Origin of the sequence: Paenibacillus pectinilyticus (genome assembly GCF_001700435.1) — a bacterium.
In the GTDB taxonomy this organism is placed as follows: domain Bacteria; phylum Bacillota; class Bacilli; order Paenibacillales; family NBRC-103111; genus Paenibacillus_E; species Paenibacillus_E pectinilyticus.
Genome location: NZ_LYPC01000019.1, coordinates 37,307 through 59,748, shown reverse-complemented (window position 1 = coordinate 59,748; position 22,442 = coordinate 37,307). Strand labels below are relative to the sequence as shown.

Below are 22,442 nucleotides of genomic sequence, written 5' to 3'. Positions count from 1 at the left end.
TGGTTAAGGAGGAGCTGCTGCGGCAGCTCTTTTTGCGGTTTTTATTCGGGAGACGATTGAAATACGGAACGTGTTTCCGCTATTTCAGTGAAGTCTCGATAGATCGTAGAGTTACGGAACGTAGGTCTGCTATTTTCGTATTTTACCTCCATCTATTTGGGGAAAGTCCAAACAAGGGAGGAGCCTAGCTACCCGGTGAATAACAGCAGGACGGGTCCCAATCGATCAAAACTTCCGTTCAATAGTGAATTTAGCACGATCCCCTCTAAACACTTCGTGTGAATATTCTACAGGTTTGTTATTCTTCGCATAAGTGACCGTATTGAGTAAGAAGCTAGGAGCTCCAACGGGGGTGTTCAAATGCTTGCCGATGGCTTCATCCATGAGGATAGGTTCAATGGATTCCACGCAATGAGACAGCTCGACAGCAAATTTCTCTTTCATAAGCGTATACAAGGAACCGAAGCAATCCTCCTTCATAAGCCCAGGAGTCACCTTCCATGGGATATAGGTGATCGAAAACAATAACGGGAGATCATCCGCGTATCGGATTCTTTCAAGACGGAACACAGCATCCTGTTCGAGAATCTCGAGCTTCTTCGCGAGCCGCTTATCGGCAGATACGACCGTAAGTTCAACAACTTTCGTATCGATTTGTTGGCCGCGTCCTTTGAGCTGCTCGTTGAAGCTGCGGTATGGTGCGACGGACTGTTCGAGTTTAGGTAAAGAGACAAATGTACCTTTTCCTTGAACCTGATAGATGTGTCCTTCTAATTTCAGCTGACTCAGTGCCTGTCGAATGGTCGTACGGCTTACACCGAACTTCTCGCACAGTTCAGATTCAGTAGGAAATTGCTGTCCTGGTGCGTATTTTCCTTCTTCAATCATTTCGTGGAGCTTTTCCTTAACTGTATAATAAAGTGCAATGCCCTCTTTTTTCATTGTAGTGAATAACCTCCAGATATGAACTGTCCTTCATCATCATACCATTGAAAATTTGTTATAACAACAATATAAATTTACATAAGATAACAGCCAGCTTGAAATTAAAAATTTATTTACTATTAATAAAGACGTGTCATTTAACCTCACACAAATGAAATTTAACCTCATTATAAATCGCTTACAAATTTTTAAAACAAAAAATATGTAATTATAATTGACACAAACACAGTGAGCATACTATACTCGGTTAATAAAAGCAGTCATTTGAAGTTGATTGTATCCATATTTGTTACTACAACGTAATGAATTGCTTATTGTTGTATTGGATAAATCTCGAAGGACTGTTGCGATACGATTTTGGGGGGATCCGTAAATAAGAGCATCAAGCTGGATTAATTTGTTATAACAACAGGATGAATTGTTTGAATTTGTTTTAGTTTAGGCGGCGATGTTTGCTGCCATGCAATCCTCTTTGATTATTCAATTCATAGGAACAAATTAGGCAAGTATATCATTCGGAGGTGTAGGTATGAAGAAAGAATGGAAAGTGTTGACGATGACTGCGATGAGTTTGGTGCTGCTTGCTGGCTGTGCCGGGACACCGGATACGGGGGGAACCGCGAAAAGTACGGATAAAGGAAATAGCAGCGGATCCCAGACGGCTACTGGGTTGGATTGGAGCAAGACCAGCGATCCCTCTCTGAAAGGCCAAGAAATTAATGTGCTTTGGGCAGTATCCAAAGGCGCAGAGAGCCCTCGGGTTGCCATGGTGAAGAAGTTCACCGAGCAGACAGGAATTAAAGTCAATATTATGGGCGTGGACTACAACTCCTTATATTCCAAAATCACGCTTTCCGCGATGTCGAACTCCGCAGATCTTGATGTTGTAGAGATGGATACGATATGGGCGGGACAATTTTATAAAGGCAATCTCGCTGAAGATCTGAGCAATGTCATTCCTAAGGATGTACAAAGCAAAATGACGCCATCATCCCTTGGCTCAGTGACGTATGATGGGCATTTAGTGGCTATGCCGTGGTATTCAGGAACGAAGCACTTTTACTGGAACAAGGATCTCTTGGCGAAGGCCGGTATTGATCATGCTCCGAAAACATGGGATGAGTTCCGCGAAGCTTCCAAGAAACTCACGGGTAACGGCATTTACGCGTCTGGTTGGTCCTGGAAGCAATCCGAGGCGCTAATTACGGATTACGTAAGCTTAGTCTACGGGTTCGGCGGACAATTCTTCGATGCGAACGGCAAGCCATCCTTTAATAAGGGTGGTGCATTGGAAGCGCTTAAGTACATGGTGGATATTCTTAACAAAGATAAAACGGTGGATCCTGCAAGCTTGCAGTGGTCAGAAGAAGATGTTACGCGTGCGTTCTCTGCGGGCAAATTGGCTATGATCAGCGCGTGGGAAGGGCATTATCCCGATTTGAACGATCCCACGAAATCTAATGTAGTAGATAAAACCGATGTCGGCTTAATGCCTGGTCAAGGTAATGTTGTATCCTCAGCGGTTACAGGTTCTGAAGGCCTGGCTCTTATGAAGAGCAGCAAGCATAAACAAGCGGCTCTTGCCTTCCTGAAATGGATTGGAGAAAGAGATTATCAACTGGATGAGTTTAAAATGGAAGGTCAATACCCGGTTCTTCAAAGTTTATATAAAGACCCCGAGCTTCTTGCGGCGGACACAACAAAAACAGTTGGTAAAATTTCCGAGCAATACAACTATGGTCACGATCGTCCGAATGCGCCAGGTTATGTGAACTGGTCTGATATTCTGGCCGCTGACCTGCATCAGGCACTGCTTGGACAAAAAACGCCAGAAGATGCTTTGAATGAAGCCGCGCAAAAAATTGAGAAAGCCATTGCCGATTCTACATCAAAATGATAGGCGGGAACTTGCGGGCTGCTCTTTTCCGGCATACAGCCCGCAAAACTCTTCCTAGGGAGGATCTATGAATAAAACCTTCAATAGCAAAAAAAAGACGCTGAACCATGAACAGAAAAACGTGCTAATGGCTCTTTTATTCATCTTGCCTACAGCTTATTTACTCGTAAAAACGTTTGTCTATCCCGTATACCAAACGATCGTTTGGAGCTTTTACCAGTACAACTTAATGGAAGGCTCAGGCTCCTTTTATGTCGGGTTTAAGAATTATCTGGACGTGCTGAAAAGTGCGGATTTCCAACTTTCGATGAACAGAACGTTAGTCTTTACTGTGTTATCCGTCGTATTGGAGTTGTTCTTTGGTTTCATCAGCGCGCTGCTGCTGAACCAGACCTTTAAGGGGAGATCGTTCTTCCGAGCGATCATTATTATTCCTTGGGCGCTGCTAACCTTGGTTAACGGTTTGACCTGGCAATGGCTTTTGACGCCTGGATACGGCGGGATCACGGTTGTTTTACATCAGCTTCATTTGCTTGCGCCAGATGTGAATCCTGTATGGCTGGCGGATTCCAGCCACTTAATTTATTTCGTCATCCTTGCTGACGTATGGAAGATGACGCCTTTCATCACCATTATTTTGCTAGCTGGACTGCAGTCTATTTCATCTGATTTATATGAAGCGGCGATGCTGGATGGGGCCGGGTTTTGGAAGAAAATTCGTTATATTACCATTCCGCAGATTGCACCTTCGGTCATGATGGCGCTCGTTCTACGGACAATGGGTGCGTTCAAGGTTTACGACGTGCTGACCGTTTTCACCGGAGATGCGACAACCTCTGTTTCTTACCTAACCTTTAATAATGCATTTCGTTATTTCTTTCTCGGGAAGGCATCAGCCATGGCCTGTATGACAGCAATCGTCATTCTTCTTCTGGCTATCATTTATATACGTATGTTGAATAAAAAAGAAGATTAGCTGTTAGGGAGGTGAAAGCATGCACACCAAAAAGAATAGATGGGGCCAGCTATTTAAGGCGTCCAGCACGGATTTATTTCCACCGTTTTATTTGTGGCTCGGCTTGATCGGATTGACGATTTTTACGTTAGCCCCTTTTGTCTATTTGTTTCTATCTTCGATATCTCGGGAAGTCGAGCTTATCAACGGACATATCATTCCGCATTCGCCGACATTCCAAAATTACATCGGCCTTCTCACGGGAAGCAATGCGGTCATGTTCGCCAGCGCTTTGAAAAATAGTGTCGTCGTGTCCGTGATGGTCACGGTGATTTCGATATTTGTCGGTGTATTTGCGGCATATGCGTTTTCACGAATTAATTTTCCGTTTCGTAAAACGGGGTTGTTCGTCGTATTAGCTATGCAAATCATGCCTTCGATCAGTATTATTACACCGCTGTATATCATGATTCGGGATGGCATCAAGTTAGATATCCCATTTACAGGCATCGTGTTATTTCAAACGCCGCCTTTGCTCGATTCAGTATGGGCGTTGATCTTCGCTTATACATCATTCAGCTTGCCCTATGTTGTTTGGCTCTTGGCTGGATATTTCCAATCCATTCCCAAGGAACTGGAAGAAGCGTCCTATGTGGATGGCTGCAGTCGTCTGCGCACCATGTTTCGCATCATTCTTCCACTCTCCATGCCTGGGATTGCGGCTACAGCGATTTTTGTCTTTTTAAATGCGTGGGATGAATTCCTTTTTGCGAATGCCTTCACTCAAACGTACGCGTCCAAAACACTGCCAATCATGATTGCAGAATTTGTGGGCAAGCACAGTATCGATTGGGGTTCTATGACCGCAGGCGGATTCCTGGCATCGCTGCCTCCTGTCGTCATTTCGCTGTTCCTATATAAGTACATTATTGGAGGCGTAACAGCGGGAGGAGTCAAAGAATGAGTACGGAAACCTATATTCTTGGTGTTGATGGCGGCGGCTCTAAGACGTATGCGGTCATTGTAGATCGAGATGGTCACAAAATCAGCAGTGGCATATCCGGGTCCAGCAACCATCAAGTTGTAGGGATCGATCAAGCCTATGCTGCTATCAAGGAATCGATAGAACAAGCTCTGCATGCTGCGAGTCTTTCGTATTCGGATATGGCCTTTGCTCAATATGCCTTGGCTGGACTTGATCGCCCTCATGATCATGAGATCGTACGCAAGGCACTCTCTCAACTTCCATTCGCGCGCTGGGATATGGCGCCAGATACAATGGCGGGACTTCGAACGGGTAGTTTGCGCAATGTAGGCATTGTCCTGATCTGTGGCAGCGGTACGAATGCAGCAGGCAGGAATGAGGCTGGAGCAACTGTTCAGGTCGGGGGTGTCGGCTATCTGTACGGTGACAGCCTAGGGGCCAATTACATGGCGACGACGATGTTTCGGACGGCCGTCAGATCTTGGGAGGGGCGCGAAATAGCCTCCAGTCTGCCTGATAAGCTACTGGCTTATTTCGGCTATTCGACGATGGAAGCGTTGGTCGATCATTTCCTTGAACGTAATATTCAGCAAATTCGCGAAGGTGCATTAACGATAAGCTTACATGCTGCGGCAGATGCAGGCGATGAGCTGGCGATCCGGCTGCTGAAAGAAGCAGGTAAGGAGCTAGGGGTCACAGGTAATGCCGTGATTCGCAAGCTTGGCGGCTTCAAAGGGGACACAGTCCCTGTCGTACTCATTGGCAGCGTCCTTCAAAAAGGGCGCAATCCTCATCTGCTTGAGGAACTACGCAACACTTTAGAAACAGAGAATCCGAACGTCGAATTGATGATACCGGAAATGGCGCCGGTGTACGGTGCCATTTTGCTGGCATTCGATCATTTGCAAATCCCAACGTCAGAAGGGACGCATCGGCGATTCAGTGAATATGGAGGATATGAACAACAATGAGAAAAACATACTTAAAAGTAGCAGTTATCGGCGGCGGATCTTCCTATACCCCGGAATTGATCGAGGGTTTTATCAAACGGTATGAAGAACTGCCTGTTAAGGATCTCTACTTAGTTGATATTGAAGCGGGTCGGGAGAAACTAGAGATCATAGGAAGTTTAGCTAAAAGAATGCTGGAAAAAGCGAATGTTCCCATCACGATTCACTTGACGTATGACCGACGCGAAGCTATTCGGGATGCCGATTTTGTCATGACACAAATGCGGATTGGCTTGCTGGACGCGCGTGGCCGCGATGAGCGGATACCGCTGAAATATCACTGTATCGGTCAGGAAACAACAGGCGCGGGTGGGTTTGCTAAGGGATTGCGTACGATTCCTGTCATATTGGATATTTGTAAAGATATCGAAGAGTTGGCTCCTAACGCTTTCTTAGTCAATTTCACGAATCCCGCAGGTATGGTGACTGAAGCGGTCTTAAAGTACTCCAAAGTTCGCACAGTCGGCTTATGCAACCTGCCTATAGAAACGAAAATGCAAATTGCGGACGTAATGGAAGTCGATGTATCCAAAATTGATATTGAAATGGTGGGTATCAACCATCTGAACTGGACGACCAAAATTTGGGTGGATGGCGTTGATCGCACAGACGACCTTCTATTTCAAGCTTCTGGTGAGAGCAAATTTACGATGCAAAATATTCCTGGCTTCGCTTGGAGTCAAGATTTTATCCGTTCTATGGGCGCCCTTCCTTGTGCGTACCACCGATACTTCTATATGAAGGAGAAGATGTTGAAGAAGCAGTTAGAAGAAGTCGATAAAGTGGGAACTAGGGCCGAGATTGTTAAAAAGGTGGAACAGGAGCTGTTCGAGCTGTATAAAGATCCGAACCTTGCCATTAAGCCGAAGCAATTGGAGCAGCGGGGAGGCGCGTATTATTCGGATGCCGCGCTTAATTTGGTCTCGTCGATATACAATAACAAGAAGGACATTCAGATTGTCAACGTGAAAAATAACGGCACGATTCCTAGTCTGCCTGACGATGCGTCCATCGAAGTGAACTGTGTGATAGGCTCGGATGGACCGAAACCGGTGCAGATCACAACGCCTATGAATGCGAAGATTCGCGGGCTACTGCAGGTCGTGAAAGCGTATGAGGAGCTTGCCGTAGAGGCCGCTGTGAAAGGCGATTATGATGCTGCACTGCAAGCCCTCACGATTCACCCGTTGGTAGGATCTGTAGATATCGCGAAGCCGTTGTTAGATGATATCCTTGCAGAAAACAAAGCTTATTTGCCACAATTCCAATAAACATAATGCTAGTAATAAAAGGGAAATAGAGGCCATCCCCTTGCTAGGCGTCCCCAATCTCAAATCGGGTGATTCTCCGCCATATCGTGTATAATAATGGAAGAATCACATCATAGCGAGGATTGGGTGAAAAGTATGGTGGGGAAAGCGGTACGCAGGCAGATGGGCAGCTCGTCATTGTCCCTGTCGCCACTTGGGCTTGGTTGCTGGCAATTCAGCAATGGGCAAGGGATGGTCGGCAAGTTTTGGCCGGTGTTGAAGAAAGAAGATGTGCGCAGCATTGTTCAAACCAGTCTCAAGGGCGGGATCAATTGGTTTGATACAGCAGAGGTGTATGGCAAAGGACAATCCGAGCAAATGCTAGCCGAGGCGCTGCGCGAAGCGGGTCCTTTGGCGGAGGGCGCGCATATTGCGACGAAATGGTGGCCGCTGCTCCGCACGGCGGGCAGCATTACGAGCACCATCGACGAGCGCATCCGACTGCTGGAGAATCGGACCATTGAGCTGCATCAGGTGCATCAGCCGTTCTCCTTCTCGTCGGTTCGGGCGGAGATGAACGCGATGGCTGAACTCGTGAAGCAGGGCAAGATCCAGAACGTAGGGGTCAGCAACTTCTCTGCCGCCAAAATGCGTGAAGCGGACAAAGTCCTGCGAGAGCACGGACTCCGGCTCATTTCCAACCAAGTGAAATACAGCTTGCTGGATCGCCGCATTGAACACAATGGCATTATGGCAGCCGCGCAAGAGCTGGGAATCGCCATAATCGCATATTCACCGCTAGAGCAAGGGATTCTCAGCGGCAAGTTTCACAAGAATCCGGCGCTTGTGAAGGCGATCAAAGGTCCGCGTAAATTCACTTCGGCCTTCCGCAAGGCGGGGCTCCAGAAGTCGAAGCCACTGATCGATAAGCTGGATGAGCTTGCGATTCTCTATGATGCCTCGCCCACACAAATCGCGCTGAATTGGTTAATACATGCACATGGCGAGACCGTTTTTGCGATCCCGGGCGCATCGAAGACGCATCATGCCGAGGAGAATGTGAAGGCGATGCAATTCACACTGACCGATGAAGAATTACAGCAGATCAGCGATGTATCCAATCAGGTGCTGAACAGATAAAAGAAGCCTCCAATCACTTTATGGTGAGTTGGGGGCTTTTAGCTTTTTAGAAGGAAATATAAATGTTATACAAATCTATCCTATAAGTCTATGAATATAGGTTGTCCTGTCATATAATGGGATGTACGATATTCGTTGTATTTAGTTTACAGGGGGAATAACATGAAGGTTTTTTTTCGAAAAGGGATAGCCTCGCTACTGGCTGCTGTTTGGATTGCGGCCGTTGCGGTGCCAATCAGTGCGCAGGCAAGCAGTGATGACGTCGCCTATGAGGACGTGCCAGCCGATTACTATGCGAGTCAAGAAATTACATGGCTGAAGCAAAGAGGGATCATCCAAGCTGAAGAGGACGGTAACTTTCATCCGGATGATGCCGTTACACGCGGAGATGCTGCGGTATGGCTAAGCAAAGCGCTCAAGGTGCAGAAGCCGAAGTCACTGAATGGATTCACGGATGTGGCAGAAGCCAGTCCTTACGCGGAATCGGTCAACGCTTTGAAGGAACGGAATATCGTTCAGGGGGATGGCGGGATGTATCAACCAGCATCTTTCCTGACACGTGAACAGATGGCGAGCTTGCTCGTACGTGCTTTTCAGCTCAAAGATAATGGCATTCAGGCCTGGCTCAAGGATGAGGGCAGCATCGCAAAGCCGCATCACGACGATGTGATAAGACTGAAGCAAAATTTTATTACCGAGCAATTGACGTTTATGCCACAGGACCATGTGACGCGTGCACAGCTTGTCTTATTTCTATATCGGACGATTTCTGCGCAAGAAGAGACGTCGCAAGGTACCGTTTCCTTGGATGATCTGCTGCGGTTACCGGATAAGGTTGCTTTTCGTTTATCACCTGACAGTACGACACTAGCTTTATTGCAACCGTGGGAAAACCGCATGAATCTCTATATTCAAAAGGTTGGAGAGACACAAAGCACGCGGATCACGAGCTCCAAAGACGAAAACATTCAAAGCCTATATTGGATTACAGACAAAGTGCTTGTCTATTCCGTTGATAACGGCGGTACCGAAAATACGCATATTCATGTTGTTCATGTAGACGGTACGGGCGATAGAGACCTGACTCCCTATACGAATGTAAAGGCAGACCTGTTGGATGTGCTGCCTGCTCAGAAGGAAGATGATTTTGAACTTTTAATTACAATGAATAAGCGGGATCCCAAGGCGATGGATGTTTACCGAGTTAAGCTGGGAACGGGCGATACATTCCTCCATGTGCAAAATCCAGGAAACGTCGATTATTGGCAGACCGATAATTGGGGCCGAGTTCGTGCAGCGATCGCTGTAGATGGCGAAGAAACAAGCCTCCTTTATAGGGAGGATGAGGACAAAGCTTTTGAGAAAATTGCGAGCTTTGCTGCAAATGATACCTTTATTCCTGTAATGTTCACTTACAATCCTGGTGCTACTGCCATTGATCAACTCTATGCGGTTTCCAACGTTGGACGCGATAAAGAAGCACTCGTTACCTATGATTTAAAGACGAGGAAAGAGACGGAAGTCATCTACGTGAATGACGAAGCCGATATTAGCAATTTCATCTATTCCTTCAAGAAGAGGTCCGTTCTAGCAGTTTCCTATGAAACGGATAATGTACATGTGAAGTATTTGGATAAAGAGTTTGAAGAGATGTCGAACCAACTCGATGCCAAACTGCAAAACACGCATTGGGGTATTATTGGTTCACCGGATAAAGATGTGCTGCTGCTGCATACCGGAGGCGATAAGTCATACGGCAGCTATTATTTGTATGATCGCAAGATGGATAAGCTGGACAAGATTGCAGACAGCAATCCGAATCTGGATGAGAAGAAGCTGGCCGACATGAAGCCGATATCTTTTAAAAGCAGAGATGGATTGACAATTCACGGATATTTGACGTTACCTAAAGGTGCAGCAGCAACGAAACTACCTGTTGTTGTCAATCCGCATGGCGGGCCGAGGGCTCGCGATTCCTGGGGCTATAGCTCGGAAGTTCAACTGTTGGCTAGCCAAGGATATGCTGTGCTGCAATTGAATTACCGAGGCTCAACAGGTTATGGGAAAGCCTTCGTGCACGCTGGAGATAAGCAATGGGGCCAAGCGATGCAGAATGATATCACCGATGGTGTGAATTGGCTGATTGAGCGGGGCACGGCAGACCCTGAACGTGTGGCGATATATGGAGCCTCCTACGGTGGCTATGCGACGTTGGCAGGTATGACGTTTACGCCAGATTTGTACGCAGCAGGTGTGGATTATGTAGGCCCGTCCAGTCTATTAACGTTTTTGAACTCGCTGCCACCCTATTGGGAAATTGGTCGTTCTCAGATGTATCAACAAGTAGGTGACCCTGTCAAAGATAAGAAGATGCTCCAAGCCTATTCACCCGTGCTGCATGCGGACCAAATCAAAGCCCCTCTCATGATCGCACAAGGCGTGAACGACCCGAGGGTGAAGCGAACGGAATCGGATCAGATGGTAACAGCGCTACGCAAGCTAGATGTTGACGTACCTTATATGCTCAAAATGTTCGAAGGACATGGTTATTCCAAGTTAGAAAATGAACGTGATTTCTACCAGGCACTTATCCATTTTTTGAATAAGAATGTGAAGAACAAGAAGAAAGCGGCATAGATTAAATCAGAGGGACTGTCCTAGACGGGGAGCCTCGCATGAATGAGAGGCCCTAGGGCCTCTTTTTTATCGTTGTACAGACTAACTTCCATCATGAATTTGTAAAATGCGCAACACCACAAACTGGTTATTTATGGTACGATGGTAACTAGGTCGGACAGACTACTACCATTGATATTGGAGGCGCTTACAGTATGAATCAGGAACACGTGCAGGAAGGGTATTTTGGGGAGTTCGGAGGCAGCTTCGTGCCGCCAGAATTACAGGAAGTGCTAAATTATCTGAGTGAGCAATTCTATAAGTACAAAGACGATCCGGAATTTAATGAAGAATATAATTATTATTTACGTGAATATGTGGGTCGCGAGAATCCACTTACCTATGTGAAGAGATTGTCTGAGACTTGGGGCGGTGCGAAAATCTATCTCAAGCGTGAGGACCTGAACCACACAGGTGCGCACAAAATTAACAACGTAATTGGTCAAATTCTGCTTGCCAAGCGGATGGGCGCCAAGCGGATTATCGCTGAGACGGGTGCTGGACAGCATGGTGTCGCAACGGCGACAGCCTGTGCCATGTTCGACATGGAATGTATCATCTATATGGGCGCAGAAGATACGCGACGTCAATCCTTGAATGTGTTCCGGATGGAGCTGCTTGGCGCTACCGTTGTACCGGTTCACAAAGGACAAGGTCGCCTGAAGGATGCCGTTGACGAAGCCCTGGGCGATCTTGTTCAGAATTACAAGAACACGTTCTACTTACTTGGTTCTGCTGTAGGTCCACATCCGTTCCCGTCGATGGTGAAACATTTCCAATCCATCATCAGTGAGGAATCTAAGCGTCAGATTATCGAAAAAGAGGGGCGTTTGCCAGACGCGGTTATTGCCTGCGTCGGTGGAGGAAGCAACGCGATCGGCGCGTTTGCCCACTACCTAGACGAACCATCGGTTCGCTTAATCGGAGTCGAGCCGGATCAAGCGCCTACGTTGACTGAAGGTGTTCCGAGCGTAATTCACGGCTTCAAGTGCCTGGTGCTGCTGGACGAGGAAGGCAACCCACGGAAGACTTATTCGATTGCAGCAGGTCTAGATTATCCTGGCATCGGGCCGGAGCATAGCCATTTGAAAGTAACCGAAAGAGCGGAGTATGCGACGGTCAGCAATAATGAAGTTTTAGCGGCATTTCAGGAGCTGTCTCGCGCAGAAGGGATCATCCCTGCACTCGAGAGCGCGCATGCTGTCGCTTATGCGAAGAAGCTTGCTCCTACGATGAGTAAGGATCAAATCATCATCATCAACCTCTCTGGTCGCGGAGACAAGGATGTCGAACAAGTGTTCCACATGCTTGAGAAATAAATGAACTTATAACCTCGTCGCTTTGGCGATGAAAAGGCACCCAGCGGGTGCCTTTTCATTTGCTATTTATGAGGTTGAGTGTTCTCAGTCACTGTGATGTGGGATTACTCTTTAACAATTGATAAAGGGGTGTACCTAGGCGGATCAACAACTCCCATCACAATGGAGAGACCCACACCGAGACCTCGGCCTTCTCTTCCATCACTACGATAAAAGCTACCCAAATGTGATCCCTATCCAATGGGTCGCCCCTCATCTTTGCTCACCGACTGAACTCGATTCGGCCGTTAGAATAAATACAGAAGTAAGAGGGGCTTGATGTTGTAAAATATGCAACATAAATCAGATTTAACCGAACATTTCGCATCTATGTTGTATTTTGTGCAACATAAGTTGAAGAAATCAGCGAATTTGTAAGTTATGAGGCGATTAGCTTGCACAAAGTGCAACAAGCTTGGTGAGAAGCAGTTGAAAGCAAATATGTTGTTGTAAAAAATACAACATGGGTAGAGAAGCGGGACCGCGGTGTATGTGAAGCATCGTGGCCGTTGTGTTACTCCTACTTAGGAATTAGGGCTCTTTTGCTAACTGAAATTTCAATAGACAAATTTTCGCTGCGCCCAATAGCTGAACGAAAATAACAAAGCTTCCGTCAGGAGTTTTGCCGCGATGAGTGGTATGCCAATGTTGTCATGAAATAGGTGTAGGAGACCGTAATTCAACAGAAGGATAACGGTAACGAGAGAGAAATATCGGAGCACCGATTTGCGGATGACTGTCCCGTTCCTTTTGGCAAAAACAAATTTCCGATTCATCACGTAATTGAAAATGGAACTGCATAACCGTGATCCGATGACGGATACGAGCAAATTCGAGGTCATCCATTGCAGCAAGAGCAGCAGCATGAAATCCAAGATCGCAGCAAATCCCGAAGACGCACAGAATTTTAGAAAAGGAAAATAAACTCTGGCGGAATCGGCAAGTGGACGAAAGTGCGAAGATTTATTGTCGTCCAAATAAATGGTGTCGATCGGCACCTCTATCAAGTCGTATCCGACACTTGGAGCCTCGAGAAGCATGTTCATTTCATATTCAAAGCGATCACCTGGAATCTGGCATAACCAATCCAGCATGTCGGAAGAATAGCCCCGAAGGCCAGTTTGTGTATCTTGAATGGGCATGCCCGTTGCTAAAGTGTATACCATCCGCGTCGCTGAATTTCCAATGCGGCTGCGCAAGGGGACCTTGCCCGTGAACTGTCTGCTGCCCAGCACGATATGATTACGATGTTCGCGAACGGCTTTCGTTAGTCTGAGAATATCTCCAGGCAAATGCTGCCCATCACTGTCAGCACAGACGACTCCGTCGTCGTTGCCGTACTGTCTTATATAGTCAAAGCCCGTTTTCAAAGCGCTGCCTTTACCTTGGTTGATGGAGTGCGTCAGCACGGTACATCCGGCTTCCTTTGCCGAATCAAAAATCGCGCGGTACTCTTCACCACTGCCGTCATCTACGACAAGGATGGAAGCGTCGCTAACTTCGTGTAGCTTGTGAATAAGGGCGATTAAACGGCTATCGGGCTCGTAGGAGGGGATGAGTATGGTCATGGTAACAGTCCTCCTTATTAGGATTTAGGAACATAGATAATGTCACTTACGCCTCGTTCACTGCCTTTGCCAAGCGGATTGTTCACAACTCTGCCCATGAAATACATGGTTGATGAGCCACCGCCATCGAGATTATAGGCTTCGGTTGCGCCGAGCTCGTGGAATAGATTCGCGAATTCGGTTAATGTCATGCCTCGGCTATAGTTGGTACTTCGTCCGTCTACCACGACGAACAGAAAGTGATTCGGCGAAATCATCCCAATGCCGGTTCTTGGATTGGCATCTTGAATGGAGCGATTGCCGAAGTTTTTGTCGATGGCTACGCTGCTGAAATCGCCGGCGACCTCGCCGCCAGTCACGAGGGTAGGGCCGAAGGAGAAGGTGTTCGTTGTTCCCTCAGCGAGTAAATCAGCCGAAGAAAGCTCTTTTTCGTTATAAGATTGCAAGGTGCCATTTGCTAGCAGAGCTAAGCCGTCACGAGCAGGTTCATCGCGGTACACGGTGCCGCCTCGAATGATGACGCCATCGTTCCGAAAGCCATAGTAATCTCCGTTAATGGCGAATACCGCGTTATTGTTGGCCGCGATTGTCGACGTGTTTTCGATGATATTTGTACCGAACGCGTTTTTGGCGAAAGCCGTAAGCAGGTTTGTGGTATTGTTGAAAGTCACGTCGGCCACGAAATAGGTGATTGCATCGGAGCCGGAGCCGGTTTGCACCTTTTTAATGCTAACGGTCTCGTTGCTGTCCTTATAATTCCAGTCATCCGATTGTGCTTGCGTCGTTGCTTGTTTGGCAGGTTGCTCTTGAGTTGCGACACTGTTGGGTGTGACGATGACCGCGACGTGTTCGAATAAATAACGATCAGCGAGCCCATATAGAATGGCAGCAATGATCATCAGAAATATAGCTATCATGGTCATGATTTTGGTTTTTTTTCGGTGACGGAAAATGATAGTGATCACTCCTTCGTGTGGATGGTGTGGATTCTGATAGCGAGCACGGCTTCGAATGATGAATCTGTATGCCTTTGACTGCCTCGCTGGTCCATACATCTATTTTAGAGCGGGAACCTTTAATGAAACTTAACTATCCGTAGCCTTGACTGCGCCTTAATGTCGATAAAGCAAAAAATGGAGGATCCGATAACGGATCCTCCATTTTTGCATGAAGCTATATTTGTTAAAAATGTTCTTTGAGACTCAGGGTTGCAACGTCACATCCCGACCATGCTCCACCTTCCGATACTCCTTCGGCACGATCCCTTTGCTCTCGCGGAAAATCCGCGAAAAGGTTTTGTACGAGCCGTAGCCAACCTCCAATGCGATTTCGGTGACACTCATGTCGGTGGATACCAACAGACTGCAAGCATGACGCAAGCGTAAATCGTGGAGGAAATGGACAAAGGTTTGGCCTGTCGTTTGCTTAATCACTTCGCTGATGCGTGAAACGCTCATGGTGAAGCGCGAAGCAAGATCGGACAAAGCCAGATCCTCTTGATAATTCCGATGGATATAATGAATGATCGGCCACACAGCATGGCTGGACCTAGAAGAAGATTTCGATATCATCACCGCATCAGATTGACCAGCGTGCCCAAACTGACGCCGATCAAATCGATGCCGATCAAAGCGAATGAGCAGCTCCTTCAATTTGGCCTTCAGCAGCGTTTGTCTGTAGCGTTCGTCTCCCCGATATTCACGAAACATATCTTCGATAAGAGCAGCGATCTGCTGTTGTTCTGCCCCTTCGAACTGCACATACGCAGGCAAATCATTAGCATCATTAAATAAATCAGACAATCCCTGATCATTGCCAGGCTCCATGAGCAGATCCATGCTGAACATGCAATTGAAGAGTACTAACTTTTGACCCGGGTCCGTAAAAATTTCATGCACCTGATAAGGAAGCACAAAGGTAAACGTACCTGGCGCCATCACATGCTTTACATCATTTATCGTTTCTGCACCCCGTCCCTCCACGACATAAGAGAACTCCAAGAAATCATGGCGGTGAGCTCGGAAACCATGCGCTAAGGTGTTTCTACTGAGGTGAAAAGGGAAGGAAGAATGCATATTGGGGTACGTTTTCAAATAATCTGGAAAATACGTCATGAGTACTCAGGCTCCTTCGAAAAAATGGGACGTTTTCCGAATATACGGTACGACTTCTTACTCGCTATATTTTATCATAAAAGCATGGTCAACAGGTGTATATATGAGGAGGAACGAACTGTGGAAAGCGTTAACAAAATTAGAATTGGTATTATTGGTGCAGGCAATATTGGCGGCGTACATATGAACGAGTTTTCAAAATTAGGGGATCTCTGCGAAATTACTGCGGTGACAGATGCGTATTTACCATTGGCTGAAGCGAAAGCGAAGGAATTCGGTATTGCTCACATCGCAGCTACCCCTGAGGAGCTTATTCAAAGTGCGAATGTCGATGCTGTCATCATTGGTGTACCCAACCAATACCATGCCGCGCTTGCTGTACAGGCGATTGAAGCGGGCAAACACGTGCTACTTGAGAAGCCAATGGGCATCAATGCTGCAGCGGCTAAACAAATATATGAGGCGAGTCAGAAGGCGAACACGATCGTGATGATCGGTCACCAAATGCGCTGGGAATCCATTCCGATGCAAATTAAGGAGCAGGTTGAAGCGGGTGAGCTAGGCAAAATTTATACAGCCAAAACCGGCTGGTTCCGCCGCAAAGGCATTCCGGGCTGGGGAACTTGGTTTACAAAAATGGATGAATCCGGCGGCGGTCCGTTGATCGATATCGGCGTTCACATGCTGGATTTGGCACTTTATTTGATGGGCAACCCGAAACCTGTTTCCGTTGTGGGAGCAACGTATGCGGAATTCGGTCCTCGCCGCAAAGGGATTGGCACATGGGGCAAGCCGAACTGGAACGGTACGTATGATGTAGAGGATTTGGCTACAGCCTTGATTCGAATGGAAGATGGCAGCACGTTGACGCTGGAAGTAAGCTGGGCGGTGCATATGGACACAGATAATACGCCTTTTGTACATCTGATGGGCTCTGATGGTGGGGCCAGCTACAAGGGAGCTAAGGGTAAATTACTGACTGAGAAATTCAACCGTCCGATCGAAACAGAGCTGTCGAAGCCCGAGAACGATGAAGGCGAACGCCAACGTCTAAGCGCGCATTTCTTGTCCTGCATTCGAGAAGGCAAACAGCCGATTACTTCGGCGCTATCCGGATATACGAACAATTTGATTCTTGATGCAATCTACGAGTCTTCACGCACAGGCAATGAAGTGAAGTTGAACTGGGAGTAGTCGAGAACGAACGGAATTGCTAACAGAAACATCATTTGGAGGGAAATCCGATATGCTTAGAGGGTTAACAAGAGCAGGGCTTGGTCAGATCGAGAGTGATGAGCAATTCATAGAGTTGGCGGCAAAATATGGCTTCCAAGCGGTCGATCTCGACGCTTTGAGCCTTGTAGAAGCTCACACCGTCGCGGGTGCTCGTGAGTTATTAGAGAAGAATGGACTCGTCGTCGGATCCATTGGGTTGCCCGTGGAGTGGCGGACCACGGAAGAGGCGTTCCGCGAAGGCCTGCCGAAGCTGGCGCAGGCCGCGGAAGCAGCGGCAGCGCTCGGCTGCACGAGCTGCTGCACGTATGTGCTGCCCTCGACGGACTTCGGGGCAGCGCACTTCATGGCGCTCGCGACGCGCAGATTGCGCACGTGCGCCCAAATCCTAGGCGCCTACGGCATCCGCCTAGGGCTGGAGTTCGTGGGTCCGCATCATTTGCGGACACGGTGGCAGAACCCGTTCATCTGGACCATCGATGAAACGTTGGATTGGATCGATGCGATCGGTGAGCCGGGCGTGGGCTTGCTGTTCGATTCGTACCACTGGTACACGAATGGCGGTACGGTCGCGGACATCGAGAAGCTTCGCGTCGATCAGATCGTGCATGTGCACATCAACGACGCACCGGACGTGCCGGTGGCAGATGTGCTAGATAACGGACGCCTGTACCCAGGGGAAGGCGTCATTGATCTGGCAGGCTTCCTGCAAGGCCTGCATCGGATTGGCTACACCGGCGCGGTGGCGCAGGAGATTTTGACAGCGACGCCGCCGACGGATTCGCCGGAGAGCCTCGTCGAGCGCTCCAAAGCGGGCTTCGACAAGGTATACGCCGCGGCGGAGATTTAGCGGTAGCTAGTGAAATTGAATAATTGAAAATTGAATGATTGATTGATTGAGTGATTGATTGAGTGAGTGATTGATTGAGTGGAGCGAGTACCCCTTGGTGGGAACTCGCTCTTTTTGGTTATATTGGAGAAGGGGGAGGGAACTCCCAGCCCCAGCTCTAACTTAAACTCAGACTCCTCCCATCCACCTCTAACAACCGATGGCTACCCCATGAACGCTAACTCTTAGACCTAAACTAGTTAGAACTATGCTCCATTGGATATATCCAATGAAAGTCCCTTAAAAAGAGCTGATTTTTTAATTTAATTGGATAAATCCATTCAAATCAAAGAAATAGGGTCATTTTAGATTGATTTCGGGACATCTGATTGGAAAAATCCAATGAGAGAAGGGTTTTTAGCCTTTTCAAGATGAATACACTGTACTTATCCAATGGAGGGGGATTATGCGAACTAATTTGTGTAAAATACGATTCGCAGCATGCCACTAATTTATTTACCTTGGGATAATTTAGATTGATCAGCGCGTGATGAGCCTCAAGCCATGTTCTATGGTGCAAGGTGGAGTAGTGCGAGGGCGAGAGTGGTAAGAGCTAGAACCATACCCCAACCCCAGCTCTAACACTATCTCCAACACCAGTACCGACCCCAACACCAGTTCTAACTTAACCTTAAACTCAGACTCCTCCCACCAGCCTATAATAACCGCCCGCCACATGAATGCTACACCCTAGCCCCAAAACTAGTCATAACTATGCTCCATTGGATATATCCAATGAAAGTCCCTGAAAAAAAGCTGATTTTTTAATTTAGTTGGATAAATCCAATGGAGGGATGGAATTTGAGCCTTTTCAAGACGAATACACTGTATTTATCCAATGGAGGGGGATTATGCGAATTAATTTGTGTAAAATACGATTTGCAGCCTGTCACTAATTTATTTACCTTGGGATAATTTAGATTGATCAGCGCATGATGAGCCACTAGTCATGTTCTACGGTGCGAGGTGGAGTAGTACGATGGCGAGAGTGGCAAGAACTAGAACTAGAACTAGAACTATACCCATAACCATAACCATAACCACCACAGAACAAATAGTTGACCATCCTTGGTGGCGTCCAGAAATAACTGGATTTCCTCCCGCTAAATCAGGCGAAAACAGCATATTTTTCCGAATAACTGGATTTCCTACAGTTGATTTCGCCGTTTTTCTATCCCTTGACCTAATTACACGAAATTAACGACATGAAATACATCTAGACTTTGTTTGCCGCCGAATACGCCGAAAACAGCTGTATGATTTCCATCTATTTTCAACAGCTGCCTAACCACCTGAGCTACCTAACTTCCCGCTATAAAGCACACATCAGCCACCATTAAGCCTACAACCCACCATCCCCTTCGACAAAAACTCCTACAATTCGTCCCTAGAGTGTGACAAACTTTTCATGGAATCTCGGGTACGATTTTAAAAAAAGCGAAAAGGAGATAAGATCATGCAAATGAAGAATAAACAGGATATCAGCTTGATTTTGGACAACTTTTCTAACTTCGCAGAGTGGGATGCAGCAGGGAAGAAGTTTTACCTCGTGTTCGCCGATAAGAAACGTGGGGGACAATGGACGTTAATGGCTTATGAAGATGATCGCTTTAGTATACATGGCGTTGGGCAAGAGTACGAAGACGCGGAAGAGTTGTTTTTCGAAGAGCGCAACCTGTTGCTCTCCTTCTTGTGGGACAACCGTGCTGCGTTGAAAGCAGCCGTTGAAGCCAGTCGAGTCGTTTCCGCCTAGGTCAGCTGACAACAAGCACTCAACGTATGGACAAGCCTCCTAAGTGCTGTCCCTATAAACAACAGCCTGCGAAACCACCACCAATCATGTGGTGGCTTCACAGGCTGTTTGCTGTGTAAAGGTATCGACTTACCAGTCGGCCGGCTCCAATTGCCTAACTGCCCGACGTCTCGATCAACCGCCGCATCCCTATCCGCCCCTATATTTCGGGCTTGCCGCTGAGATCTCAGGCCCCCCTAAGACCCCGGCGGCAAGCCCTCCTTCTGTTTATCCCGGTACTGACCGGGTGTGAGCCCTTCCTGCTTGCGGAACGAGCGGATGAAATTCTGCGAGTTGTTGTAGCGCAGCTTTGAGGAGATATCCTTGATCGGCATATCGGTCTCGGAGAGCCATTTTTTCGCCATATTGAAGCGGTAGTTTGATAAATAATCGCTGAAGGAGCAGTTCGTTTCTTTGCGGAAAATGCTGCTCAAATAATTCGCATTATAGTGCAAGCGAGACGCACATTCCTCAAGTGTTAAGTCGGTGTCGTAGTAATGCTGCACGAGATCGATGATTTTCTCCGAGATGTTGTGGTACTGCGCATCCTGGCGATCGCGGTAAATGCGGATTAGCGGATAGACGACCTCCGTCCAGAACCAATCTTCGATTTCGACGGTCATATGCAGACCTAGAACTTCTTCGAACAGGGAGCCTTTATTCGGATGAATCTGATTCAAGGCGATGCCTGACTCCTGCATCATCATCAGCAGGTTATTCAGCAGCCGCGCGAGCGGGATCTGGTACTCCTGCGGAGAGAGCGGAGCCGCAAACACAGCCTGCAGCAGCTGCTTGAGCAGGTCGCGAGACTTATCCTTTTCAGCCAACTTAATGCTGTCGATCAGCTCGTTCTCCAAAGGCTTTGGATAGTTCAGATTCAAGTAATGCTTGCCTGAGTTAATATTCTCATATTGAATAATGATGCCTTCACCGAGCTTAATACGGTGCTTCAGGGCCTCAAGCCCTTCCTTGTACGCCAGTGACATCTGGGTGAAAGCATGGATCGGCAGAGAAATCCCGATGGAAATATGCAGCTTCAGGAAGCTGTAAATATGCTGCTGTACCTGCTCGGTGAGGCCATACACCATCGTGCGGAAGTCGCTATCAACAGCGTTCGTGCTGCCGATTAAAGTGACGATGGTCTGATCAATTAAGACGGGCGCTAAGCGCTGCTCGGAAGGGATGAGTTCCTCCAACATGTTGTGCACGGCAAAAAGCAGCAGCTCCATATCCTTTTTGTCATAACGGGTATGGTCGATGGCATCGATTTGAATCGTAATGACGGACATCGTTTTCCAAGCGGCAATATGATCGGTGTAGCCGAATTGTGCAAGCTTTTCGAGTAGATCACCAGGTTTAATATGCCCCTGAAAAGCTTTAATCAGGAAGAACGTCCGAACCTGGCCGATGTGCTGATGGACCTCTTTTTCGAGCTGAGACTTCGACTGAAACAACGTATGCACATGCTCGCTGATCATCTGGAATTCGTTGGCTTTGCGCTTCTGATTCACGGTTACCAGTCCTCCGATTTGATTCAGGAGAAGTTGGATCGGTGAGTACATTTTGCGCGAGCCTAGCCAAGCTAGGAACATGGAAAGAAGCAGCATAAAGACACAAATATAGATCGTATAGGTCCCAATTTTACTGGATTCTTTGGTTAAGCTATCGATCGAGGTCAAGGATAAATACGTCCAGTTGTTCAGGTGCGAACGCAGGAATGTGACGGAATACGGCTTGTCATGAATGCTGGCACGGAACTGGCCGCTAGCCGCCTCAAGCGGAGCCAAATCCGTAAGGCCAGCCTCCGTAATCGATTTCCCGATCAAGCTAGGATCGCTATTCATCAGAATCCGCTGCCCCTCATCGATGATGAGAATATCATCCGGATGTTCGGAATCACTTTGAATCATATCCTGCAGTGAACAGGCGGGAATATTAGCTAGGGCCATACCGAATTTGTCCAGCCCGGTGGTTGGCAGCTTTTTGACAAGCGAAATACTGTAATCACAGGTCACGCTCCGCGCATTCTCTTCGGTGTAGAACCACTCGGATGGATTGAGGGTCCATGTGCTGTTATCTTGTGCGTTCATCAGTGCGGTCAATTTATCGACATAAGGGTAACTGTCAAAACGATAAAGACCTGAATTTTTGATCATCCAATTCTGTTTCGCATTAATCAAGAGGACGTCTTCCAGCCTCGTATCAAAAGATTGCATATACCGAATCTCGCTTCGCAGATCGTCGTACATCATGAAATCGGTTACAGCAAGTGGCATATCCATAGCTTTTTTGAGTACCGTGGAGTTGATGACTTGATTAAGTGTATGGTTGACAGTCGTTAATTTCTGCTCTACATTGGAATTGATTTGGGTGATTAACTGCATTTTTCCTTCGTTGACATTTTTCTGGATCTCACTTGAGGACGTCACGAAAGCGAACGCGCCGATCAAGATCACCGGCAGTGTGCTGAGCACGAAGCTGAATATCGTCATTTTGCTAAGAAAACTTAAACGCATCGCATCCAACACCTTATCTAAGAATCATTTGTCAGACTATCTATGTATTGTAGTCAAGAGAGCGCTTTATATCAATAATCATCTGCAAATGGGATAATCATTATCTCAGATTGG

Annotated in this window: 16 protein-coding genes; 11 read left to right on the top strand and 5 right to left on the bottom strand. The window is 47.3% G+C overall.

Features of this window, described 5'->3' with window-relative positions:
- Positions 1-225: 225 nt before the first annotated feature.
- Positions 226-942, bottom strand: coding sequence for a GntR family transcriptional regulator (locus A8709_RS13640; RefSeq protein ID WP_065852937.1), 717 nt, complete (start codon positions 940-942; stop codon positions 226-228).
- A gap of 532 nt (positions 943-1,474) precedes the next feature.
- Here A8709_RS13640 and A8709_RS13635 point away from each other — a divergent pair.
- The 8 genes from A8709_RS13635 to trpB all read left to right on the top strand — a co-directional run bounded on the left by A8709_RS13635 (position 1,475) and on the right by trpB (position 12,177).
- A complete protein-coding gene (locus A8709_RS13635) occupies positions 1,475-2,842 on the top strand; it encodes an ABC transporter substrate-binding protein (protein ID WP_065852936.1) in 1,368 nt (455 codons plus the stop codon).
- Between the two features lie 67 nt (positions 2,843-2,909).
- The gene (locus A8709_RS13630) at positions 2,910-3,818 is read left to right on the top strand and encodes a carbohydrate ABC transporter permease (RefSeq protein WP_084224913.1); all 909 of its coding nucleotides are present in this window, start codon (positions 2,910-2,912) and stop codon (positions 3,816-3,818) included.
- Positions 3,819-3,837: 19 nt separating this feature from the next.
- Complete coding sequence (locus A8709_RS13625) at positions 3,838-4,761, top strand: carbohydrate ABC transporter permease (RefSeq protein WP_084224912.1); 924 nt, start codon at positions 3,838-3,840, stop codon at positions 4,759-4,761.
- Positions 4,758-5,753: an N-acetylglucosamine kinase gene (locus A8709_RS13620; protein ID WP_065852935.1), complete on the top strand. Its 996-nt coding sequence runs from the start codon at positions 4,758-4,760 to the stop codon at positions 5,751-5,753. The genes A8709_RS13625 and A8709_RS13620 overlap by 4 nt, the downstream gene beginning before the upstream one ends.
- Positions 5,750-7,063 carry a 6-phospho-beta-glucosidase gene (locus tag A8709_RS13615; protein ID WP_065852934.1) on the top strand — a complete coding sequence of 438 codons (1,314 nt, stop codon included), beginning with the start codon at positions 5,750-5,752 and terminating at the stop codon, positions 7,061-7,063. Before A8709_RS13620 ends, A8709_RS13615 begins: the two co-directional genes overlap by 4 nt.
- Before the next feature lie 96 nt (positions 7,064-7,159).
- Positions 7,160-8,182 carry an aldo/keto reductase gene (locus tag A8709_RS13610; protein ID WP_244163185.1) on the top strand — a complete coding sequence of 341 codons (1,023 nt, stop codon included), beginning with the start codon at positions 7,160-7,162 and terminating at the stop codon, positions 8,180-8,182.
- A gap of 162 nt (positions 8,183-8,344) precedes the next feature.
- Positions 8,345-10,819 carry a S9 family peptidase gene (locus A8709_RS13605; RefSeq protein WP_084224911.1) on the top strand — a complete coding sequence of 825 codons (2,475 nt, stop codon included), beginning with the start codon at positions 8,345-8,347 and terminating at the stop codon, positions 10,817-10,819.
- 194 nt (positions 10,820-11,013) lie between these two features.
- Positions 11,014-12,177 carry a tryptophan synthase subunit beta gene (trpB, locus tag A8709_RS13600; RefSeq protein WP_065852933.1) on the top strand — a complete coding sequence of 388 codons (1,164 nt, stop codon included), beginning with the start codon at positions 11,014-11,016 and terminating at the stop codon, positions 12,175-12,177.
- 596 nt (positions 12,178-12,773) lie between these two features.
- On the opposite strand, the gene A8709_RS13595 is transcribed toward trpB, so the two are convergent.
- The 3 genes from A8709_RS13595 to A8709_RS13585 form a co-directional block, all read right to left on the bottom strand.
- Positions 12,774-13,784 (bottom strand): bifunctional glycosyltransferase family 2/GtrA family protein, encoded by a 1,011-nt coding sequence (locus tag A8709_RS13595; protein ID WP_065852932.1) that lies wholly within the window; start codon positions 13,782-13,784, stop codon positions 12,774-12,776.
- 17 nt (positions 13,785-13,801) lie between these two features.
- Positions 13,802-14,707, bottom strand: a complete 906-nt coding sequence (locus tag A8709_RS13590; RefSeq protein WP_065852976.1) for a phosphodiester glycosidase family protein — start codon at positions 14,705-14,707, stop codon at positions 13,802-13,804.
- A gap of 279 nt (positions 14,708-14,986) precedes the next feature.
- Positions 14,987-15,898, bottom strand: a complete 912-nt coding sequence (locus A8709_RS13585) for an AraC family transcriptional regulator (RefSeq protein WP_065852931.1) — start codon at positions 15,896-15,898, stop codon at positions 14,987-14,989.
- Positions 15,899-16,018: 120 nt separating this feature from the next.
- On the opposite strand from A8709_RS13585, the gene A8709_RS13580 reads away from it, so the two are divergent.
- From A8709_RS13580 to A8709_RS13570, 3 genes are all read left to right on the top strand, one after another.
- The gene (locus tag A8709_RS13580; protein ID WP_141692524.1) at positions 16,019-17,092 is read left to right on the top strand and encodes a Gfo/Idh/MocA family protein; all 1,074 of its coding nucleotides are present in this window, start codon (positions 16,019-16,021) and stop codon (positions 17,090-17,092) included.
- A 52-nt stretch (positions 17,093-17,144) separates the two neighbouring features.
- On the top strand, positions 17,145-17,981 hold the full coding sequence (locus A8709_RS13575) for a sugar phosphate isomerase/epimerase family protein (RefSeq protein WP_065852930.1): 837 nt from the start codon (positions 17,145-17,147) through the stop codon (positions 17,979-17,981).
- Between the two features lie 1,495 nt (positions 17,982-19,476).
- Positions 19,477-19,773 carry a hypothetical protein gene (locus tag A8709_RS13570; RefSeq protein WP_065852929.1) on the top strand — a complete coding sequence of 99 codons (297 nt, stop codon included), beginning with the start codon at positions 19,477-19,479 and terminating at the stop codon, positions 19,771-19,773.
- Between the two features lie 236 nt (positions 19,774-20,009).
- On the opposite strand, the gene A8709_RS13565 is transcribed toward A8709_RS13570, so the two are convergent.
- The gene (locus A8709_RS13565) at positions 20,010-22,304 is read right to left on the bottom strand and encodes a response regulator transcription factor (protein WP_244163184.1); all 2,295 of its coding nucleotides are present in this window, start codon (positions 22,302-22,304) and stop codon (positions 20,010-20,012) included.
- Positions 22,305-22,442 lie beyond the last annotated feature (138 nt).